Source organism: Sediminicola arcticus (assembly GCF_040566695.1).
In the GTDB taxonomy this organism is placed as follows: Bacteria; Bacteroidota; Bacteroidia; order Flavobacteriales; family Flavobacteriaceae; genus Sediminicola; species Sediminicola arcticus.
In genome coordinates this window covers 538,414-559,203 of the sequence record NZ_JBEXAE010000001.1, presented here as the reverse complement: position 1 = coordinate 559,203, position 20,790 = coordinate 538,414, and the positions used below count along the sequence as shown (strand labels likewise).

Below are 20,790 nucleotides of genomic sequence, written 5' to 3'. Positions count from 1 at the left end.
ATGGGTTGCTTAAACATAATCTTTATCGTATGATAGTTATGGTGCCTTGTTTTAAAACCTCTTTACTGGTTTTTATTTTATAATAAAAAACCATATTCTGTTTCTTAAAGGCAATTGTGGATTCTGGCCAGTTGTTCTGGTAATCGAAAACATTTAATATGACCTCCCCCTTTGCGTTATATATCAATACATTGATATCCTTATTCCTAGAATAAGTGTTGGGAATGATCCATTGGTCATTGATACCATCGCCATTAACGGTTATTACATTGGGCACCTTGAATATATCTTGTAATACCACCGTAATTTGCTTAGTTATTTCACAGTTCTCTATATTGGCAATCAATAAATAACTGCCCTCTTCGGTAAAGGTCACAGATGCCGAATCACTCAATAAAACGTTGTTTATATCCACCCATTGGTAGGCTGTTCCACCACTTGCCGTAACTGTTTTAGATCCTCCAGTTGGGAACACAACCGTATTAGGCGAATCTAACGTAATCAACGAATCATCCAATGGTGAAATAGTTATCTCATTAGAAGGCAAAGGACAACCGTTTCTATACACAACCAATTGGTATTTTCCCGTTTCTGAAACATTCAACGTTTCGGTTAAACTATTTAAATCTACCCCATCCTTGATCCAATCAAAGGTGGTTGAGGATAGATCTGTTGTTGTGCTAATAGTGATAAATTCAGCATCATTACAACTTACCAAACTACTAGCGGTAATCGCTAAAGTTTCATTTACCAAAAGCAAAACACTTAAGGTGTTAGAAGTAGGACTATACGTTTCTACAACAGCATCTAATTCATAAATACCATTTTCAGAAATATCCGTTAAGCTAATTGAACTAGCAGTGGCGCCGTTGACTCCTATACCATCTTTTTTCCATTGATATGTAAAGTTTCCGATAAGTTCAGAAGTGACGTCGGTTTTAACTCCTTGAGTATCTAGCGCATTTATAGTTGCTACGCCCAAAACTATACTATTGTTCTTACAATCTTCATATTCAGCGGTATAGGCTATGGTAATTTCAAAAGAGGCCGGAATTACAACAGTTGTAATTTCAGAATCAATGGCAGTAGCGGCACACGCACCACCACTTTGTGAAACCCTTGCAAAATACCCTCCAGGTTGATTGACATTTAATGTATTGCTTATTTGACCCGCTAAAATAACTCCATCCTTATACCATTGGTAAACAGGGGAAGAAGCAGAGGTGGTCACAGAAAGTGTTTTAGTTTGACTCGGCAATAAAACAATATTAGGGTCATTATTTCTGGTTACAGTAAAATCGCCTGCATTTGTAATAGTTACCCCTGAAGAACGCTCCAAACAAGTGCCATCTCCATCTATCTCTACCGCATATTCGCCTTCAAAACCGGGAATTGAGGCATCAACGGCGTAGGTATGTGCGTCAACAGTAGGCCCTGTAACGGCTGTTCCATTTTTAAACCAAGTATAGGACAGCCCTTGACCCATTATATTTGCTTCTAAAGTTTCAGTTTCGCCACTACACAATGCTGTTTTAGAAGGGGTATTTAGCGCAATTCCTAAACTTGCCCCTGTGGTAATTTCAATATCATTAGATAAGGTATTGGCAGAACCAGAACATAAAGAACCATAATCCACTTCAACCATATAAATACCGGCCTGAGTTATTGTTATAGTATGACTTTTCTCTGCAAGAGGTGTTCCACTCCTATACCAATTATACCGATAAGTCTGTGGATTTGTTACATTGTGTACGGCTAAGGTTGCGCTATTACCGTCGCAAAGTTCTATGGTGCCTCCCGAAGGGATATTCCCGTTTCCGTTTGGACTAATCAATAAAGAAGATTTAAAATCTATATAATACATTGAAAAAGCGTCTGAAGCCGGACTTGTTTTTGCCGGGCTTGTACTTACTACTCTTAATTTATAACCATCACCCCTTGCAGTATTGGGTAATTCAAATCTAAAATCAAAATTAAATGTGGTGTTCTTTGTATTGTCGGATGCCAGTTGGGTAGGAGTAGTGAAACTTCCATTCGCATCGGATAATTCTAATATAAAAGAGTTGTTGCTATTAACTAGTGGCGTGTTCCAAGTAAACTTTACAAAGTATTCATTAAAATCTGAAGAGGCACAAACAGCGGTCCAAGGACTATTACCCGCTATATTTGGGTTGTCCGCAGGAATCGGTTTATTTAGGGTTTGTGCTATGGCATGTGACCATCCCAATAATAAAAAGGCAATTAGAATAATGTATGGCCTAATATTTTTTTTTGATCTCATAATCTGGGTTTATTCATAGAACTACTAGGAAAATCTTTTACATAATTGGTATATAAAAGACTTTAGATTGTTAATAAAACCTTGATAACCTTATAGCTCTATGGTATATAACAACAAATATTGTATTTAATTATAGCCCTGAAAACTTAATGTTGTCTTAGGGATTAATTCTGTTGTGAAACCCTTTTATTACAGGGTCATCTGTTTTTCTTCCATGTGATCACCGCATTTTTGCTACATTTGTGCTCTTAATACAAATACATGAGCGAAACATCTAGGTCTCTTAATTTTATAGAGCACATTATTGATGAGGATTTAGCCAATGGCTTCTCCAAAGAAAAACTTCGATTTCGATTTCCACCAGAACCCAATGGGTACCTACACATTGGGCACGCCAGCTCCATTTGTTTAAATTTTGGACTAGGATTGCGTTATGATGCACCCGTAAACCTAAGGTTCGATGATACTAATCCTGCCAAGGAAGAACAGGAGTATGTAGACGCCATAAAAAAAGATGTAGAATGGCTTGGTTTTGAATGGGATACCGAATGTTATGCGTCAGATTACTTTCAGCAATTGTACGATTGGGCCATAAAGCTCATAAAAGAAAATAAAGCCTATGTGGATAGCCAGTCGTCTGAGGATGTCGCCAAACAAAAAGGCACCCCTACAGAACCTGGAACGAATAGCCCGTTTAGGGAAAGGTCCATAGACGAGAATCTAAACCTTTTTAAAGCCATGAAAGATGGTGATTTTAAAGAAGGTCAACACGTTTTGCGAGCTAAAATAGATATGTCGTCCTCTAATATGTTGATGAGGGATCCCATTCTATATAGAATACTTCATAAGGCTCATCATCGTACCAATACCGATTGGTGTATTTATCCAATGTATGATTGGACGCATGGAGAAAGTGATTACATAGAGAACGTTTCCCATTCCTTGTGTACGTTGGAATTTGCAATGCACAGAGAACTTTACGATTGGTTCTTAAATCAAGTCGTTGAACCCAATAACGTCCGCCCAAAACAAAGGGAATTTGCAAGAAGAAACCTGAGTCACACCATTGTTAGTAAACGCAAGTTATTACAATTGGTAGAGCAAAATGTGGTAACAGGGTGGGACGATCCTAGAATGCCTACCATTTCTGGATTAAGAAGAAGGGGATATACCCCGGAATCCATTCGAAACTTTGTGGATACCATAGGGATTGCAAAAAGGGAAAATGTGGTAGATGTTTCCTTGTTAGAATTTTGTGTTAGGGAGCACCTCAATAAAATAGCACCCCGCGTAATGGCTGTTTTAGATCCAGTCAAATTAATCATTACCAATTATCCTGAAGGAGAGGTAGAATGGCTTGAAGCGGAAAACAATCCAGAAGACGATTCAGCTGGATACCGAACAGTACCATTTTCGAAAGAACTTTATATTGAACAAGATGATTTTAAGGAAGAGGCAAATCGGAAGTTTTTTAGGCTAAAATTAGGAGGCGAAGTCCGACTCAAAAATGGCTATATCATAAAAGCGGAGCGTTGTACCAAGGATGCAGCTGGTACTATTACAGAAATACAATGTACTTACGATCCAAAAAGCAAAAGTGGAAGCGGTACAGAAGAAAGTCTTAGAAAGGTAAAAGGAACATTACATTGGGTTTCAGCAGCCCATGCTCTACCGGCAGAAATCAGATTATACGATCGTCTTTTTACAGATGCCACACCTGACGCCTATAAAGAAAAGGATTTTATGGATTTTGTAAATCCAAATTCACTAGAGATTATAACTGGCTATGTGGAACCAAGTTTAAAAGAGGCACAAATCGGTGATATTTTCCAATTCCAACGTTTGGGTTATTTCAATATTGAAAAAGATGCCACTCCTGAAAGGCTAGTATTCAACCGCACAGTTGGTTTAAGGGATACGTGGGGTAAAATTCAAGAAAAAGAATAATATAGCCATTTCCTATCCGTAGAAACATACCAATGGTTATTTTTTATCAAAAAGAATTAATTTTAAGCCCCTCTCAGGGGCTTTTTAATTTATTACTGGGCGATTGTGTCCCTCTGTTTAATACCTCATTACATAGTCCTAGAATGACCATATTGAGAATACAGTCAAAAATTTTATGGATGAAATCAATTTATCCACGCTTGCCTCTTCACTTTAGGATTGAAAGGCAATTTCAAAAACATTTTACTCCCCTTGTCTTTTCTCGATTAATTTTGATTTAACCGATTCTTAACAGTGAGTTTAGAGATTTGATGGTATCTTTTAAGCTAAATAGAATATTAATCTTTAAATTTAAACACATGTCAGACAATACAGGAAATACATTCTTAGCTCTATTAACAGGTGCCGCAATAGGTGTTGCTGTAGGAATACTATACGCTCCAGATAAAGGAACTAAGACCAGAAAAAAAATAAAGAAAAAAGCGATGGATACCACAAAAGACGTAACCGAACGCGTTTCTCACCTAACAGATGAACTTACTAAAACTGCAGATGCCAAAAAAGTAGATTTTGAAAAAAAGTTAGAACAAACGATTTCTAGCATGAGTTATAAGGCAGATGATATTATTGTAACTTTAGAGAAGAAATTGGAAGAGTTAAGGCAAAAAAATGCCCAACTGCAGAAATAAACGCTTATGGCTTTTGAAGAATTAAAAGAAAATCTTTCCGAAGCAGACGCAAATGCAAGAGCCTTTGTAGAGCACAGTAAGGAATATTATCAACTTAAAACCTTCAAGGTTTTAATGAAAGTGGTTACCTCTCTCATTAAAATGTTGTTATTGGGATCTATTGCCCTATTGGCCCTTTTTATTCTGTCATTCGCAGCCGCTTATGGCATAGGACAGGCCTTAGACAATATCTTTTACGGGTTCTTGTGCGTGGGTATGTTTTATATACTGCTAGGCGTATTAGTTTATTTGATGAAAGACAAGTTAAATAAACCACTGTTGGAAAAATTTTCTGAATTTTATTTTGAAGAGATATGATTGCCAAGAAATATAGCTCATTTGAGGAGATAGATGACCGATTAAAAATCTTACGATTACAAAGAGATATTAGTAGGGAGTCTTTGAAATTCAATTTAAAAAAATCAAAGGAAACATTTTACCCTTCCCATATATTTGGAGAGTTTAGTGGCGTAATTCAAAAAGTCTTACTTTCTTTTGTGCTGAAAAAAGTAATTAAAAAATTTACTTAAGTTTCAAAAGAAATATCTCAACTAAAAACCCATCTTATCCCTTTTCAAATAAGATGGGTTCCTTAATTTCAATTGTACAGCTTACTATTTTCTGGTCTTCTTAGTTTCCTTGGGAGCTACTATCTTGTTTTTCATAGATTCTCCTATCATATTGCTTGCCGTAAAAGAAGCCACCATATTGTTCAGCATATCACTTCCAGCCTGTGGTGAATTAGGCAATAAAATTAAGTTGCTGTTTGTAGCTTCACCTATAGACTGCAAGGTGTCGTAGTGTTGTGTAACCACAATTAAGGCCGAGGCCTCTTGGGAGTTAATGCCCACCTTATTTAACACTTCTACAGACTCTTCTAAACCTCGAGCAATTTCACGCCTCTGGTCTGCAATACCCTGCCCCTGCAATCTTTTGCTTTCCGCCTCGGCCTTCGCCTTTTCTACTATAAGGATACGCGCAGCATCCCCTTCAAATTGCGCTGCAATCTTTTCCCTTTCAGAAGCGTTGATCCTGTTCATTGCTTCTTTTACCTGAGCATCTGGGTCTATATCTGTAACAAGAGTTTTAATAATATCGTATCCATAGTCTAACATGGCATCCTGTAACTCTGTTTTAACTGCTATAGCAATGTCATCCTTCTTTACAAACACGTCATCCAATTTCATTTTTGGTACTTCTGCACGCACAACGTCAAAAACATAGGAAGTAATCTGATCATGTGGATATTCTAGCTGATAGAAAGCCTCGTAAACTTTTTCTTTAAGGACCACATACTGAACAGATATCTTTAATTTAACGAAAACATCATCTAGTGTCTTGGTCTCTACAATCACATCCAATTGTTGAATTTTAAGACCCATTCTTGCCGCAATTCGATCTATTAATGGCAATTTCATTTGTAGACCAGACGTTCTAATGCTCTGGAATTTGCCAAAACGTTCTATGATTATTGCCGTTTGTTGCTTTACTGTAAAAAAGGATGAAAAAAGAATCACCAGACCAATTAATAAGATTGGAATCAATACATAACTACCCATGACTATAAGATTTAAATTAATTATATGAATTTACAAAACACATCTCAGTATCTGTCGTAAAAAATTGCAATTGTTATAAATAATGCTGAGATATTAAGTATGAGCCATTTACTTTTAGGACAACTTATAGCGCCAAAAAATCAGTTAAAAAAGAGTTTTGCTACATCAGGTTCATTAAAGTATCATGTAAGGCTTACAATGGCATTTTTAATACGACCAATTGCCTCTTCTTTACCAATGAGCCCGAGAATATCGAAAACGTGTGGCCCTTTCATATCTCCAACTAAAACTAAACGCAACGGGGGCATTACCTTTCCAAAAGAAAGCCCCTCAACATCGATCCATTCCTTAACAATGTTCTCTACATTTTCTGAAGAAAAATCGTCAATCCCAACCAATACGCTTACTAGTAAATTTAATATTTCCGGCGTGTCATTCTTCCATTGTTTTTTCACTACCTTTTGCTCGTATATGGTAGGAGCTACAAAAAAATAATCCCCTAGTTCCCAAAATTCCTTTACAAAAGTGGCCCTTTCTTTTATTAAAGTAATTATTTCAGTAATATTTTTTAAATCATTAGAATGTAGAATATTAGGGCGTTCCTTTTTTAAAATATCTCTAAATAATACCGCTAGTTCTTCCGCACTTTTTCCCTGTAGGTAGTGGTGGTTATACCATTTGGTCTTTTCAGGATCAAATCTTGCTCCCGACTTATGAACTCTTTCCAAGGTAAAAACCTCTGTTAGTTCATTTAAACTAAAGATCTCCTGTTCTGTTCCTGGATTCCAGCCCAAAAGCGCCAAAAAGTTTATCACAGCTTCCGGAAAATATCCTTCCTCTTTATACCCCTTTGATTGGTTCCATGCTAATGGAAATACTGGAAATCCTAATTTTTCACCGTCTCGCTTACTCAACTTCCCTTTCCCAACAGGCTTCATAATTAACGGTAAATGGGCAAATTCAGGTGCATCCCATCCAAAGGCGTCATATAACTGTTGATGAAGGGCTAAGGATGGTAGCCATTCTTCACCGCGGATCACGTGTGAAATTTCCATGAGGTGGTCATCTACAATATTTGCCAAATGATACGTGGGCATGCCATCACTTTTAAATAACACCTTATCATCTAATACATTGGTGTCTATTTCTATTGTTCCCCTGATGATGTCCTCCAGAGACAACTTTTGATCTTGGGGCGATTTAAAACGGATAACATAATCCTTTCCTGAGTTTAATTTACTCTCAACATCCTTTTTGGAAAGGGAAAGCGAATTAATTAATTTTTCCCTATTATGCCAATTGTATATAAAGGTCTTGCCTTTTTCCTCATGGTCTTTTCTATGGGCATCCAACTCTTCAGTTGTATCAAACCCATAATAAGCATGTCCATTAGTTACTAACTGATCCGCATATTTTTTGTAAATAGGCTTTCTTTCACTTTGTCTATATGGGCCGTAATTGCCTTCCTTACCCGGCCCCTCATCAAATGGGATGTTGCACCAGTTTAGAGCGTCTATAATATATGCTTCAGCACCCTCTACATATCTATTCTGATCCGTATCTTCTATTCGCAGTATAAAATCTCCTTTGTGTTTCTTCGCAAATAAATAATTGAAAAGGGCCGTTCTAACTCCTCCAATATGTAAAGCCCCAGTTGGACTAGGTGCAAAGCGCACACGTACTCTTTTGGTCATAATACTATTTTAAAAACACAAAGATAGGGCTTGTAGTGCCAAGAAAAAACATTTTAGCAGTAGGTCTAGAAACAACATTGTGGAGATGTAATACAATTGATAATAAATATAAAAGTTGCAAAGAAACATATCTAATTTTACTTTGATTCATCTAACAGACTGCTTATTGTGTACTTTAAATATTTCCACGCCAATGACATCCAAAACCTTTATTCCATCCATAACAATGCGTAGGTCTGCTTTTTAACAGATTTTTAAACCATTTTTTTAAGCAATCAGGTATCTTGGTATAAAATACTTCTGATTTTGAATAGTTTCAGTACGATTATTGACAAACTAAACCGTTTTACAATGCGGTATTATACTAGAGTATTATTAAAAGGTTCACTCCTTTTTTTGTCTCTAGGGCTTATTTTTATGTTACTAATTTTGGGGCTAGAAGATCTACTTTGGCTAGACTCAAATGGGCGATTCCTGCTATTCCTGATTTTTATTACCTTTGAATCCTTTTTGTTGTTTCAGTATATCCTGACCCCTTTATTTTATCTCTTCCGCATAAAAAAAGGAATTAATAACAAAGAAGCATCTTTACTCATTGGTAAACATTTTCCTGAAGTAGGGGATAAGTTGTACAATCTATTGGAATTAGTGGATGATCCCGTCCAATCAGAACTTCTTTTAGCTAGTATTGACCAAAGATCCGATAACTTAAAAAGTGTGCCTTTTGCCAAAGCGATAAACTATAAAGAAGGTTTTGCCTATGGTAAATACCTACTTATTCCCATAGTTCTTTTAGGGACCCTTTTGTTAACAGGGAACTTGAATTCATTTTTTGGATCTTATGATAGGGTTGTTAACTATAAACTAGCCTATGAACCACCCGCTCCTTTCGCATTTAGACTATTAAATAACTCCCTTAGCGTTTTAGAGAGTGAGCCCTTAAATATACAGGTCATTACTGAAGGTAAAATAAGACCCCTTGAAGTGTTTATGGTGATGGACGGGAAAGAAATGCTATTAAAAATGCAAAACGGAGTTTATAACTACACCCTAAGCACTCCTTTAAAATCTAATGAATTTTATTTTAAATCAAACGATGTAAAATCTGCTATTTTCAACATAAATGCGCTTAAATCACCAGTTATGCAGTCGTTTAATATGCTTTTAGAATTTCCAAAATACCTGAATAAACCCACTGAATTGATTAACAGTGGTGGTAATGCAACCATTCCAGAAGGCACCAAAATAAAATGGAATATTGTAGGCGAGCACATTAATCTTATTACATTAAAAACGAAGGACACCTCCTTGAAATTTATAAAAAACAGTACTAATCACACATTAAGCCAAAAAATATATAAAGAGCTTTCATATACTCTTTCTTCTTCCAATTCCAATGTAAAAGATTATGAAGCCTTGGCTTATACTATAAATGTCATCAGAGATGCGAATCCATCCATAGCTGTGGACGAGGTAAAAGATTCATTAAACCCCAACATTTCATTTTTTCTAGGCGAGGCCTCAGATGATTATGGTATATCCCAAATAATTCTAGTTTGCTATCCTCAAAACAATTCAGACAAAAAACAGCTAATTAAGCTCCCAACATCTAAGTCCAATTTTGATAAATTTTATTATACATTTCCTAGTGGACTCAATTTAAAGCCTGGACAAAATTACGATTTCTACTTCCAAGTTACAGACAATGATGCTATTCATAAAGGCAAATCAACTAAAAGCGAAGTTTTTAGTATCACCGTATTAAATGCTGACCAACTAAACAATAGGGAGCTTGAAAACCAGCAAGCAATTATTAAAAACATGGATAAATCCTTAACCAAATTTAAAAACCAAAGAGAAAAATTAGAAGAACTAAATAAAGAACAAAAAGAAAAATCTAACCTGAATTTTAATGATCAAAACCAAATTTCTGATTTTCTTCAAAACCAACAGCAACAAGAAAAATTAATGCAAAAATTTAGCAAACAGCTTAATGAAAATTTAGAAAAGACCGGTCAGGATAAAGAGATGAATAAATTACTTCAGGAACGATTGGAGCGACAGGAAATTGAGGCTAAAAAGAATGAAAAATTATTAAGAGAACTAAATAATATTGCTGATAAAATAAACAAGGAAGAACTCACTGAGCGTTTAGAGCAAATAGCTAAAAAACAACAAAATAGCGAACGTAACTTAGAGCAATTATTAGAGCTTACCAAACGCTATTACGTCACAGAAAAAGCATCGCAATTAGCTAAGGATTTGGAGAAACTTTCTGATCGTCAAGACATACTATCCAAATTGGATGTTACATCCGAATTTTCAATAAAAGAACAAAATATACTAAATGAGACATTTAAAAATTTGGATAAAGAATTGGAGGAACTACAGAAAGATAATAAAACCCTTAAAAATCCAATCTCTTTGGAAATAGATTCCAACAAGAAAGAACAGATTAAGAACGATCAAAACGATGCTTTAGAAGAATTAAAGAAAACAAAAAGCACCGAACAGTCTTTGGACTCAGAGGAGAAAGTAAAAAAAGAAAACAGAGCGTCAAAAAAACAAAAGTCGGCCTCAGATAAAATGCAACAAATGAGCGAAGCGTTGCAGGAATCTTCCTCTTCAAGTGGAGGCGGATCCACTATCACAGAAGACGCAGAAATGCTTAGGCAAATTCTGGATAATCTTTTAGTTTTTTCCTTCAAACAGGAAAAATTATACAACAAGCTAGAACAAATAGACGTTGATGTAGCACAAGCTTCAAAAACAATACGGGACCAACAAGAGCTCAAAAACTTATTTGAGCATGTAGACGATAGTTTATTTGCGCTTTCATTAAGAAGAATTGAGCTATCAGAAATCGTTAACGAACAGATCACAGAGGTCTATTACAATATAAATAAGACCCTAGAAAATTTAGCAGAAAGCAGAACCTACCAATCACTTTCTGCTCAGCAATATGTGCTAACGGCATCCAACACCCTGGCTGACATTTTAGCCAATATTTTAGGCAATATGCAGCAAAGCATGCAATCTGGAAAAGGCTCTAGTTCCGGAGATGGGGAACAAGGCTTTCAGTTACCAGACATTATAAAAGGGCAGGGGGCATTGAAAGATAAAATGGGCCAAGGCGGCAAAAGTCCCTCCGCAAAAGGTCAAGGGGAAGGAGAAGGCAAAGGAACCAAAAAAGGAAAAGGACAACAAGAAGGCCAGGGCGGGGAAGGAGAAGACGGCCAACAAGGAGAGGGTAACGTTGATGGAAATGGCAAAAACGGCTTTAAAAACGGTTTAGCCGGACCGGGTCGTAATGAAAATAATGAGAAAGAATTACAAGAAATCTATCAGATTTACAAAGAACAACAATTATTAAGAGAACAGCTTGCACAACAGTTATTGGACATGATTAACAAAGAAGACCGTGATTTAACCAAAAAATTGCTTCAGCAGATGGAGAATTTTGAAAACGATCTTTTGGAAAATGGCATCACTAAACGCGGTATGGAAAAAATGAATACTATACAACATGAATTAATGAAGCTTGAAAACGCTGTTTTAAAACAAGGACAAAAATCTGAACGAGAAAGCAACACCAACAATCGTAATTTTACCAACCCTATTACGACCAAACCATCAGAGTTAGAGAATTATAGGAACGATGTCGAAATTTTAAATAGACAAGCATTACCTTTGCGGCAAATTTACAAAGAGAAGGTAAAAACCTATTTTAAAAGAAATGATTGATTTTCACTTTGAAACTGATTTTAAGCTAGAGGATGTATCCAAGTATTCCGATTGGGCGGCTAGAATAATAACAACCAACAAGAGAAAGCACTCCCAAATTGACTATATATTTTGTGATGACAACTATCTCTTAGATCTCAATCAAAAATATCTTAACCACAACACCTACACAGATATCATCACTTTTGATTACACTGAGCAGAAGGTAATAGGGGGGGATGTTTTTATTTCAGTAGATAGGTTAAAAGAAAACGCCTCGAAATTCAAAGTAGATTTTAAGGATGAGTTATTGCGTGTTATGTCTCATGGAATATTACATCTAATGGGATACAAAGATAAATCGGAAGAAGATTCTCTGTTGATGAGACAAAAAGAAACTGAATGTATCAATATGTTCCACGTGGAACAATAAGCAAAATATATGTTTGATAAAGAGTATGATGTAATTGTGGTAGGCGGCGGGCATGCAGGAGCAGAAGCAGCAGCGGCAGCGGCAAACCTGGGTTCTAAAACCTTGCTAGTTACGATGAACCTACAGACCATTGGTCAAATGTCCTGTAATCCTGCCATGGGAGGAATCGCTAAAGGCCAAATTGTAAGAGAGATTGATGCCCTTGGAGGATATAGCGGGATTGTAAGTGACAAGTCAGCCATACAATTCAAGATGCTCAATAAATCTAAAGGACCAGCCATGTGGAGTCCAAGAACACAAAACGACAGAATGCGTTTTGCGGAAGAATGGAGAATAGCCTTAGAAAAAACACCTAACGTTGATTTCTATCAAGACATGGTTTCCGGCTTACTAATGGAAGGAATAAAAATAGTAGGCGTCAAAACTTCCTTAGGTCTTAGTATCAGAAGTAAGGCAGTAGTACTAACAAATGGCACTTTTTTAAATGGACTAATACATATAGGTGACAAACAATTTGGAGGCGGTAGATCCGGAGAAAAAGCATCTACAGGCATTACAGAACAATTAGTTTCCCTAGGATTTGAAAGCGGCCGTATGAAAACAGGTACGCCTCCTAGGGTAGACGGTAGATCCTTAGATTATTCTAAAATGATTATACAGCCCGGCGATCCTATTCCGGAAAAATTTTCATATACCCCAACAACTCCCCTAAAACTACAGCGGGATTGTCATATGACACACACCAGTCAATTAGTTCATGACCTCTTAAAAGAAGGCTTTGACAGATCCCCTATGTTCAATGGACGGATTAAAAGTTTAGGGCCAAGATACTGTCCATCCATTGAGGATAAAATAAATCGCTTCGCAGATAAAGACAGTCATCAACTATTTGTTGAACCAGAAGGCTGGAACACCGTGGAGGTTTACGTTAATGGTTTTTCTACTTCTTTACCGGAAGATGTCCAATACAAAGCATTAAAGTCAGTCGTTGGATTTGAGAACGTGAAATTCTTTAGACCTGGATACGCTATAGAGTACGATTACTTCCAACCGACACAATTAAAACACACCTTAGAAACAAAGCTAATTGATAATTTATACTTTGCCGGACAAATAAACGGAACCACTGGTTATGAAGAGGCAGCTTCTCAAGGTTTGATGGCAGGAATTAATGCCCATTTAAAAATTAACGAAAAGGAAAACTTTATTCTTAAAAGGGACGAAGCCTATATTGGTGTACTAATAGATGACCTTATAACCAAAGGAACAGAAGAACCATATCGCATGTTTACATCTAGGGCAGAATACAGAACCCTATTAAGACAGGACAATGCAGACTTACGATTGACGCCCAGAAGCTACGCCATTGGTTTAGCAAATGAAGATCAATTAAAAAGAATGGAAGAAAAAGAAAATAACTCTAATAAGTTCATTGACTTTTTCAGGGAAACAAGTGTTACTGCGGAAGATATTAACCCTATTCTAGAAAGCGTTGGTTCGGCCCTTGTAAATCAAACTGGAAAAATGTTTAAAGTCTTTTCTCGTCCAAATGTTACAATGGACCATATGCTTCAATTAGAAAATGTTTCTAAATTCGTTGCTGAAGGAGATTTCAAAAGAGATGTGTTAGAACAAACCGAAATACAAGTAAAATATTCTGGGTATATCTCTAAAGAAAAAAATAACGCCGACAAACTTCAACGCCTAGAGAATATAAAAATCCCAGACAACTTTGATTATTCTAAGCTAAAATCCCTTTCATTTGAAGCACGAGAAAAACTGAACGCCATAAGACCGGTTACCATCTCACAAGCCTCTAGAATTAGTGGCGTATCACCAAGCGACATAAGTGTCCTATTAGTCTTTATGGGAAGATAAAATTATTTATTCTTCAACTAACAAAAAAAGGATTGTTCCACGTGGAACAATCCTTTTTTTTTACAAGCATATAGTATATTCCTTACGCCCACGACCTCGACCAGACCTCTTATAAATATAAATTAAAATGTTTTAGATGAAACGTTAAGCCATCACCTATCTTTAATAGCACATAAAAATATTTTTACATTCACTTGATCAAAGTATATTTGCATTCCTAACAATACTTAATTATGCCTATGCATCCTAACTTAATAGTAAAAGATCACAGTATAAGCCAAGAAGAATTCACGTTAATATATAATGATGAATTGGAGTACTATAGTACCCATCCCATTCCAAATGATCTAACTACCTATTATGAAAGTGAGGCATACATATCACATACCGACTCATCCAAATCTATTCAGGATAAAATCTACCAATATGTAAAGAAGATTAATCTTAAAAACAAGATAAACTTAATAAACAGCTTTTCATCTGAATGTAGTACTATTTTAGATGTAGGCGCTGGTACAGGCGACTTTTTAAATGAAGCTCGGAAGAATGGTTGGAACATAAGCGGAATAGAACCAAATATCAAGGCAAGAAATTTAGCAGCTAACAAGAATATTCAACTTTTAAATTCCTTAGATGATCTCAACCTTCAAAAATATGATGTTATAACGTTGTGGCATGTACTAGAACATATACCGAATTTACACGAACATATAGCAAAACTTAAGCTGTTATTAAAACCAAATGGAACCCTTATTATTGCAGTACCCAATTTCAAGAGCTACGATGCAAAACATTACAAGGGTTATTGGGCCGCTTTTGACGTACCCAGACATCTTCATCATTTTTCACGAAACAGCATGAGTAGAATATTTTCTAAATATCATCTTTCTATTAGGCTTACCAAACCCATGCTCTTTGATGCGTATTATGTATCCCTATTATCTGAAAAGTACAGCAATAATAACAACAACTATATTAAAGCTTTTTTAATAGGCTTCATTTCAAATATCTATGGTTTCTTTACTAAAGAGTATTCTTCCCTCATATATATATTAAAAACGAGCTGAAACTTATTTAAGGCTCCTATACGACGCTATCTAACAATCCAAGCCCCCTTACATATGCCATATTATTAAACGCTGTACGAAAGCCCCTAAATTGCTAAAAAAATATAAGTAGAACCAATAAATATATAAGTCGTCATAGTTAAAATCTATAAACCACAAATTCAAAAAAATGACCTCTTAAAACCTGTACACATGTGATACGATATTCAAAAAGCTTTTCTAATTTAGCCAGCATAAAAATGATAAAAATGAAACAACTAATTTTCAGTGCTATTGTAATGACATTCGTAGGATGCCAACAAAATAAAATAGCCTTTGTAGATAATGTAAAATTAATGGATGAATATCAAGAAAAATTAGATATGGAATCCAAATTTAAAATCAAAGCAGAAACGTTGAACAAAAGACGAGATAGTATTTCCCAAGCCTTTCAATTAGAAGCACAAACCTTCCAAACAAAAGCCGATAAGATGCCTGCAGACCAAGCTCAACAAGAATATGGCATGTTACAGCAAAGAGGACAACTAATAGGACAACAGTTACAACAACAAGAACAACAGCTGCAAGCATCTAGTCAAACTGAAATGGACAGTATCATAAGTACAGTAAAAAAAGAAATAAAGGCCTTTGGAAAAGATAAAGGATATACTTTTATACTTGGTGGAGGTGAAGGTGGAAGTGTTTTATACGGTCAGGAAGGTAAAAATGTAACAAAAGAAGTCCTTACTATTCTAAACGACAAATACAAAAAGTAATTCACAAAAAGTAATACAAAAGCCCAACTAACCACAGTTGGGCTTTTTTTATTCCCTAATCATTTCTATACCTCTTTCTATACTAAGTTTGTCCTTAGGGAGAAAACCCTTTACTATCAGAATCATTCCACAAATAATTAGAACACATCCCAATCCTTTTTTAATCCTATAAATTCTTGGTGCAGTAAGCTTCTTTCGAAGTTGTTTAGCCAAAAGTATTTTGAATAAATCAGTTACCATATAAGCCCCAATCATAGATGAAAAGAAAACGACCAATCTTTTTGGCTCATTATCCAAGCTTGGTCCAACGACTATTAGTACACCCAACCAAAATACTAAAACTCCTATATTTATAAAATTAAGTAAGAACCCTTTAATAAAAAGCCCTAAATAATCGCCCTTGGTTGTTTTAAGCCTAGTCTCCTTATGTTTTACCCCCCTCTTTAAAATAATAACCAATCCGTACACTAATAAGATTGCTCCACCAAATACATATAATCCAGGCTGGTTACTTAGATTTTCCAACAATTGAAAACTACTGAAATAAGCTACAGTTAGAAAAATGATATCTGCTATTATTACACCAAGATCAAAGCACACCGCCGCTCTAAAACCGCGCAATGCACTGGTCTCTAACAAAACAAAAAATACCGGACCTATCATAAAGCTTAGAAAAAAACCTAAGGGGATAGCTGCCTGAATATCTTCTAACATAGTGCTTTACATTTTCCTGATGGTACCACCAAAAACAGTTTTTTCTTCAATCTTGGAAGGATTACCATACACCAATACCTCACCACCTGCCTTTACCACAGCTTTTACATAATTGCTTGCATTTACAGAAGCCCTTGAACCTGCATTTACATTAACGGTGCTAAATTTTGTTTTGAAATCCTTGCCTTCGTAAATACCTCCTGTATTTATAAGTACGTCTTGGTTATCAGAGAATCCTGAAGCCTGTATAATACCTCCTGTTACCGTTTTAACCAACAATTGTTCAACCTGTGCCTTTACAATAATCTGAGCACCTTCCTGTGCCTTTAATTCTAATACTTCCTGTTTAATAATGTCATCCGAAGTAAGTCTGGCATCTTCGTTCACATCAAGTACTAATAATTTTTCAGTATAATATACATCAACAAACGTCCTATATCCGCTAAATATCTTATCAACTTCCATCCGAATCTTTAATACCCCCTCATTATTCACAATGGCTACTTTCTTTGTATTAACGCCTGTAATCACCGCTTTATTTACTGAGGACCTAATCAAGTTAACAGAAATACCATCAAAAGCCTTAATCTCTTTAAACTTCTGTAATTCTTGGGTAATCTTCTCCGTTTGCGCACCCAACAAATGAGTCCCAAAACAAATGAAGAATAACCAAAATACATATTTCATTCCTTTTGCTTTAAATTAAGAATAGCTATAAATACAAATACTATTCGAAAGAAAAATTTGTTATGCCTTACCCAAAAGAGAAAAGTCTAAATGACGCTTCATTAAATCCGTATTTTTAACCATAACCAACACTTCATCCCCTAATTGGTATGATTTTTTTGTTTTCTCTCCTATAATGGCATACTCCTTATCATCAAATGTATAATAATCATCCTTTATATCCCTTATTCGTACCATGCCCTCACATTTATTTTCTATGATCTCAACGTATATTCCCCATTCTGTAACTCCTGATATTACTCCGATAAATTCCTGGTCCTTGTGATCTTCCATAAATTTAATCTGCATATACTTAATAGAGTCCCTCTCTGCGCTTGCGGCCAAAGATTCCATATTAGATGAATGTTTACATTTTTCCTCGTATACTTCTGTTTTCGCCGTACTACCTCCATCTAAATAGTGTTGTAACAAACGATGCACCATTATATCTGGATATCTCCTAATTGGAGAAGTGAAATGGGTATAGTAATCAAATGCTAAACCATAATGTCCAATGTTGTCCGTTGTATAGATGGCTTTACTCATACTCCTTATAGCTAAAGTATCCACTAAATTTTGCTCTTTCTTACCTCTAACATCTTCTAGAAGCTTATTTAACGAGTCACTAATGTCTTTTTTACTTTTAAAGTTAAGACTATGACCAAAACGAGATATTATCCCATTTAATGCCATAAGCTTATCTTCATTAGGCTCATCATGTATTCTATATACAAATGTTTTTGTTGGCTTCTGTTTTCCAATAAACTCAGCAACCTTTTTATTAGCCAAAAGCATGAATTCCTCTATTAATTTATTAGCATCCTTGCTTTCTTTAAAGTAAACCCCTTCAGGTTCACTATTCTCATTTAAATTAAATCTAACTTCAACTTTATCAAATGATATAGCTCCCGAAATCATTCGCTTTTCCCTTAGAATCTTTGCTAACTTATCAAATGTCAAAGTAGCATTAACTACTTCCTCATCCACATTATAACCGTCACCTCTAATAGAAACTTCTTTAGGAATAGTTCCACTAGCATTTTCTATAATATACTGGGCTTCTTCATAAGCAAACCTTTCATTACTATTAATAACTGTTCTTCCAAACCACTCACTTTTTAAAATAGCGTTTTCATCCAACTCAAATATGGCAGAAAAAGTATATTTTTCTTCGTTAGGTCGCAAGGAACAGGCATTATTAGATAACACCTCAGGTAACATAGGGACCACACGATCAACAAGATAAACAGAGGTGGCCCTTTCGTAAGCTTCATCATCCAAAATAGTATCTGTTTTCAAATAATGAGAAACATCTGCTATATGCACACCTATTTCATAATTACCATTATCGAGCTTCTGAAAAGATAGTGCATCATCAAAATCTTTAGCATCCCTAGGATCAATAGTAAATGTTAAAACATTACGCATGTCCCTTCTTTTGGCAATTTCATCTTCTTTTATAGAGGTATCTAATGTATCCGCAAAATGTTCTACTTCTAGAGGAAACTCATAGGGTAAACCATACTCAGCAAGAATGGAATGTATCTCTGTATTATGCTCCCCAGGTTTACCAAGAACCTCAGTAATCTCTCCCATAGGAGAATCCCTATCCTCAGGCCAATCCACTATTTTAACAATAACCTTATCACCATCATTTGCTTTACCCACCTTATCCAAAGACACAAATATATCTGTATACATTCTATGATCAGTAGGCCTAATAAATGCAAACGTCTTTTGAAGATCTACAATACCTACAAACGTTGTTTTTTTTCTTTCAATTATCTTAGTAATCTCACCTTCTAGTTTTCTTCCTCTTCTCCTAGGGTAGATATAAACATCAACCTGATCTCCATGAAAAGCCTTTTTGAGTTTGTTAAAGGGAACAAATACATCATCCTCTAATCCTTCCACTATTATATAGGCATTACCTCTTCCAGTAATATCTACACGGCCCGTGTGATAGCTTTTTGTACTTGGAACTGCCATATATTGCCCTTTACCTTCTTCTAGTATCCGCTTTTTCTCCTTAAGTTCTACAAGCTTTTTAATGAGTTCATTTCTGCCGTTACCTTCAGTAATATTAAGTTTTTCAGCTATCTGTTTATAATTAAAGCTTTTACCTTCTCCATTTTCTAAAACGGTAAAAATGCCTTTTGTTATCTCATTTCTCTTCTGGCTTTTTGACCTTTTATCCTTCTTTGACATTAATTTCTTTATTTTTGGAAAATTACAAATTATAATCCATTGAAGCTTATTGAAAACTTCAACTTAACTTAATCATAAGATAAAACATATGATGTTATAAACATATATAGTATAATATTATATTTATTTTCTTAATTTAAAAAAACAATGGTGGTTATTATGGGTTGTTGATAGCGTATATAAAAAATAGCTCAAAAGATTGTTATCTATATAAATGAATACTTGTTGACAATTTATACACCTGTTATATTCTTAATTTTATCTTAAAAATCAAGTTATTATAAATTTCATTAACGATTATTCATAACCGTTATCAACATCATTTTTTTAATAAGTTGATTTGTAAATAATGTTAACTTCGAAGAAGAAACCTTTAATATCTTTTTCCTATTTAATGAGAAGTAAATAATGCTAAATCCAATTAATTTTCTAATGGAATATAAAGGAAAGAAATAAAAATTTAGTCGTTACTTTTTATTAGGGTGTTATTAACAATTAGCATTAAAACGTAAGTCGCATAATTACAGCAAGTTTGATAAAACTTAAAATTTATGTTGTTAACAACCTCTATTATGTGGTATAAGCATAGGTTATTGTACATTTGTGAAGGATTAAAATGATTTTGTTATGAAAATAGCCATTGGAAATGACCACGCAGGTACAGAATATAAATTAGCTATTATAGGACTCCTAAAGTCTATGAAAATTGAGGTACAAAATTATGGTACCGACGGCACAGATAGTGTGGATTATCCAGATTTTGTGCATCCCGTTTCTAGTGATGTTGAAAGTGGAGAAGTGGATTTTGGTATTATAATTTGTGGTAGTGGTAATGGAGCTTCCATGACTGCTAATAAACATCAGAAGATACGTTGTGCACTTTGCTGGAATAAAGAGATAGTAGTTTTAGCAAGAGAACACAATGATGCCAATATTCTAAGTTTGCCTGCTAGATATATTTCATTACCACAAGCATTAGATATGGTAAAGGCTTTCTTGGAAACTCAGTTTGAAGGCGGTAGACATGAGAGAAGAATTGAAAAAATTCCATGTTTATAAACATGATCAAACGACACA

General features: G+C 35.2%; 16 protein-coding genes. 10 read left to right on the top strand and 6 right to left on the bottom strand.

The window, feature by feature from the left end:
• Positions 1–22 precede the first annotated feature (22 nt).
• Positions 23–2,281, bottom strand: coding sequence for a T9SS type B sorting domain-containing protein (locus ABXZ36_RS02530; protein WP_354613893.1), 2,259 nt, complete (start codon positions 2,279–2,281; stop codon positions 23–25).
• Between the two features lie 261 nt (positions 2,282–2,542).
• Between ABXZ36_RS02530 and ABXZ36_RS02525 the strand changes: the two genes are divergently transcribed.
• The 4 genes from ABXZ36_RS02525 to ABXZ36_RS02510 all read left to right on the top strand — a co-directional run bounded on the left by ABXZ36_RS02525 (position 2,543) and on the right by ABXZ36_RS02510 (position 5,486).
• Complete coding sequence (locus tag ABXZ36_RS02525; protein WP_354613892.1) at positions 2,543–4,228, top strand: glutamine--tRNA ligase/YqeY domain fusion protein; 1,686 nt, start codon at positions 2,543–2,545, stop codon at positions 4,226–4,228.
• 359 nt (positions 4,229–4,587) lie between these two features.
• Positions 4,588–4,917: a YtxH domain-containing protein gene (locus ABXZ36_RS02520; RefSeq protein WP_354613891.1), complete on the top strand. Its 330-nt coding sequence runs from the start codon at positions 4,588–4,590 to the stop codon at positions 4,915–4,917.
• A gap of 6 nt (positions 4,918–4,923) precedes the next feature.
• Positions 4,924–5,274: a hypothetical protein gene (locus ABXZ36_RS02515; protein ID WP_354613890.1), complete on the top strand. Its 351-nt coding sequence runs from the start codon at positions 4,924–4,926 to the stop codon at positions 5,272–5,274.
• Positions 5,271–5,486 (top strand): DUF6327 family protein, encoded by a 216-nt coding sequence (locus ABXZ36_RS02510; protein WP_354613889.1) that lies wholly within the window; start codon positions 5,271–5,273, stop codon positions 5,484–5,486. Before ABXZ36_RS02515 ends, ABXZ36_RS02510 begins: the two co-directional genes overlap by 4 nt.
• An 84-nt stretch (positions 5,487–5,570) precedes the next feature.
• On the opposite strand, the gene ABXZ36_RS02505 is transcribed toward ABXZ36_RS02510, so the two are convergent.
• A complete protein-coding gene (locus tag ABXZ36_RS02505; RefSeq protein ID WP_354613888.1) occupies positions 5,571–6,515 on the bottom strand; it encodes an SPFH domain-containing protein in 945 nt (314 codons plus the stop codon).
• A gap of 182 nt (positions 6,516–6,697) precedes the next feature.
• Positions 6,698–8,209, bottom strand: a complete 1,512-nt coding sequence (gltX, locus tag ABXZ36_RS02500; protein WP_354613887.1) for a glutamate--tRNA ligase — start codon at positions 8,207–8,209, stop codon at positions 6,698–6,700.
• A 513-nt stretch (positions 8,210–8,722) separates the two neighbouring features.
• On the opposite strand from gltX, the gene ABXZ36_RS02495 reads away from it, so the two are divergent.
• From ABXZ36_RS02495 to ABXZ36_RS02475, 5 genes are all read left to right on the top strand, one after another.
• Positions 8,723–11,953 carry a coiled-coil domain-containing protein gene (locus ABXZ36_RS02495; protein WP_354613886.1) on the top strand — a complete coding sequence of 1,077 codons (3,231 nt, stop codon included), beginning with the start codon at positions 8,723–8,725 and terminating at the stop codon, positions 11,951–11,953.
• Positions 11,946–12,365 (top strand): rRNA maturation RNase YbeY, encoded by a 420-nt coding sequence (ybeY, locus tag ABXZ36_RS02490; protein ID WP_354613884.1) that lies wholly within the window; start codon positions 11,946–11,948, stop codon positions 12,363–12,365. The genes ABXZ36_RS02495 and ybeY overlap by 8 nt, the downstream gene beginning before the upstream one ends.
• Before the next feature lie 9 nt (positions 12,366–12,374).
• Positions 12,375–14,243 carry a tRNA uridine-5-carboxymethylaminomethyl(34) synthesis enzyme MnmG gene (gene mnmG / locus ABXZ36_RS02485; RefSeq protein WP_354613883.1) on the top strand — a complete coding sequence of 623 codons (1,869 nt, stop codon included), beginning with the start codon at positions 12,375–12,377 and terminating at the stop codon, positions 14,241–14,243.
• 239 nt (positions 14,244–14,482) lie between these two features.
• Positions 14,483–15,310 (top strand): class I SAM-dependent methyltransferase, encoded by an 828-nt coding sequence (locus tag ABXZ36_RS02480; RefSeq protein ID WP_354613882.1) that lies wholly within the window; start codon positions 14,483–14,485, stop codon positions 15,308–15,310.
• Between the two features lie 248 nt (positions 15,311–15,558).
• Entirely contained in the window at positions 15,559–16,065 is a 507-nt protein-coding gene (locus tag ABXZ36_RS02475) for an OmpH/Skp family outer membrane protein (RefSeq protein ID WP_354613881.1), read from the top strand.
• A 48-nt stretch (positions 16,066–16,113) separates the two neighbouring features.
• Here ABXZ36_RS02475 and ABXZ36_RS02470 read toward each other — a convergent pair whose 3' ends face one another.
• From ABXZ36_RS02470 to rnr, 3 genes are read right to left on the bottom strand one after another with little or no spacing between them, the layout of a single operon-like run.
• Positions 16,114–16,779: a LysE family translocator gene (locus ABXZ36_RS02470; protein WP_354613880.1), complete on the bottom strand. Its 666-nt coding sequence runs from the start codon at positions 16,777–16,779 to the stop codon at positions 16,114–16,116.
• A 6-nt stretch (positions 16,780–16,785) separates the two neighbouring features.
• Positions 16,786–17,466, bottom strand: a complete 681-nt coding sequence (locus ABXZ36_RS02465; protein WP_354613879.1) for a head GIN domain-containing protein — start codon at positions 17,464–17,466, stop codon at positions 16,786–16,788.
• Positions 17,467–17,526: 60 nt separating this feature from the next.
• The gene (rnr, locus tag ABXZ36_RS02460) at positions 17,527–19,713 is read right to left on the bottom strand and encodes a ribonuclease R (protein WP_354613878.1); all 2,187 of its coding nucleotides are present in this window, start codon (positions 19,711–19,713) and stop codon (positions 17,527–17,529) included.
• Between the two features lie 627 nt (positions 19,714–20,340).
• Between rnr and rpiB the strand changes: the two genes are divergently transcribed.
• Positions 20,341–20,772: a ribose 5-phosphate isomerase B gene (gene rpiB / locus ABXZ36_RS02455; protein WP_354613877.1), complete on the top strand. Its 432-nt coding sequence runs from the start codon at positions 20,341–20,343 to the stop codon at positions 20,770–20,772.
• The last annotated feature ends 18 nt before the right edge of the window (positions 20,773–20,790 follow it).

Bases quoted from the DNA above. Each gene is read 5' to 3' on its own strand.
- rnr (WP_354613878.1), bottom strand. From the start codon at position 19,713: ATGTCAAAGAAGGATAAAAGGTCAAAAAGCCAGAAGAGAAATGAGATA.
- mnmG (WP_354613883.1), top strand. From the start codon at position 12,375: ATGTTTGATAAAGAGTATGATGTAATTGTGGTAGGCGGCGGGCATGCA.
- ABXZ36_RS02515 (WP_354613890.1), top strand. From the start codon at position 4,924: ATGGCTTTTGAAGAATTAAAAGAAAATCTTTCCGAAGCAGACGCAAAT.
- ABXZ36_RS02530 (WP_354613893.1), bottom strand. From the start codon at position 2,281: ATGAGATCAAAAAAAAATATTAGGCCATACATTATTCTAATTGCCTTT.
- ABXZ36_RS02525 (WP_354613892.1), top strand. From the start codon at position 2,543: ATGAGCGAAACATCTAGGTCTCTTAATTTTATAGAGCACATTATTGAT.
- ABXZ36_RS02510 (WP_354613889.1), top strand. From the start codon at position 5,271: ATGATTGCCAAGAAATATAGCTCATTTGAGGAGATAGATGACCGATTA.
- ABXZ36_RS02520 (WP_354613891.1), top strand. From the start codon at position 4,588: ATGTCAGACAATACAGGAAATACATTCTTAGCTCTATTAACAGGTGCC.
- ybeY (WP_354613884.1), top strand. From the start codon at position 11,946: ATGATTGATTTTCACTTTGAAACTGATTTTAAGCTAGAGGATGTATCC.
- ABXZ36_RS02480 (WP_354613882.1), top strand. From the start codon at position 14,483: ATGCATCCTAACTTAATAGTAAAAGATCACAGTATAAGCCAAGAAGAA.
- ABXZ36_RS02465 (WP_354613879.1), bottom strand. From the start codon at position 17,466: ATGAAATATGTATTTTGGTTATTCTTCATTTGTTTTGGGACTCATTTG.
- ABXZ36_RS02470 (WP_354613880.1), bottom strand. From the start codon at position 16,779: ATGTTAGAAGATATTCAGGCAGCTATCCCCTTAGGTTTTTTTCTAAGC.
- rpiB (WP_354613877.1), top strand. From the start codon at position 20,341: ATGAAAATAGCCATTGGAAATGACCACGCAGGTACAGAATATAAATTA.
- ABXZ36_RS02475 (WP_354613881.1), top strand. From the start codon at position 15,559: ATGAAACAACTAATTTTCAGTGCTATTGTAATGACATTCGTAGGATGC.
- gltX (WP_354613887.1), bottom strand. From the start codon at position 8,209: ATGACCAAAAGAGTACGTGTGCGCTTTGCACCTAGTCCAACTGGGGCT.
- ABXZ36_RS02505 (WP_354613888.1), bottom strand. From the start codon at position 6,515: ATGGGTAGTTATGTATTGATTCCAATCTTATTAATTGGTCTGGTGATT.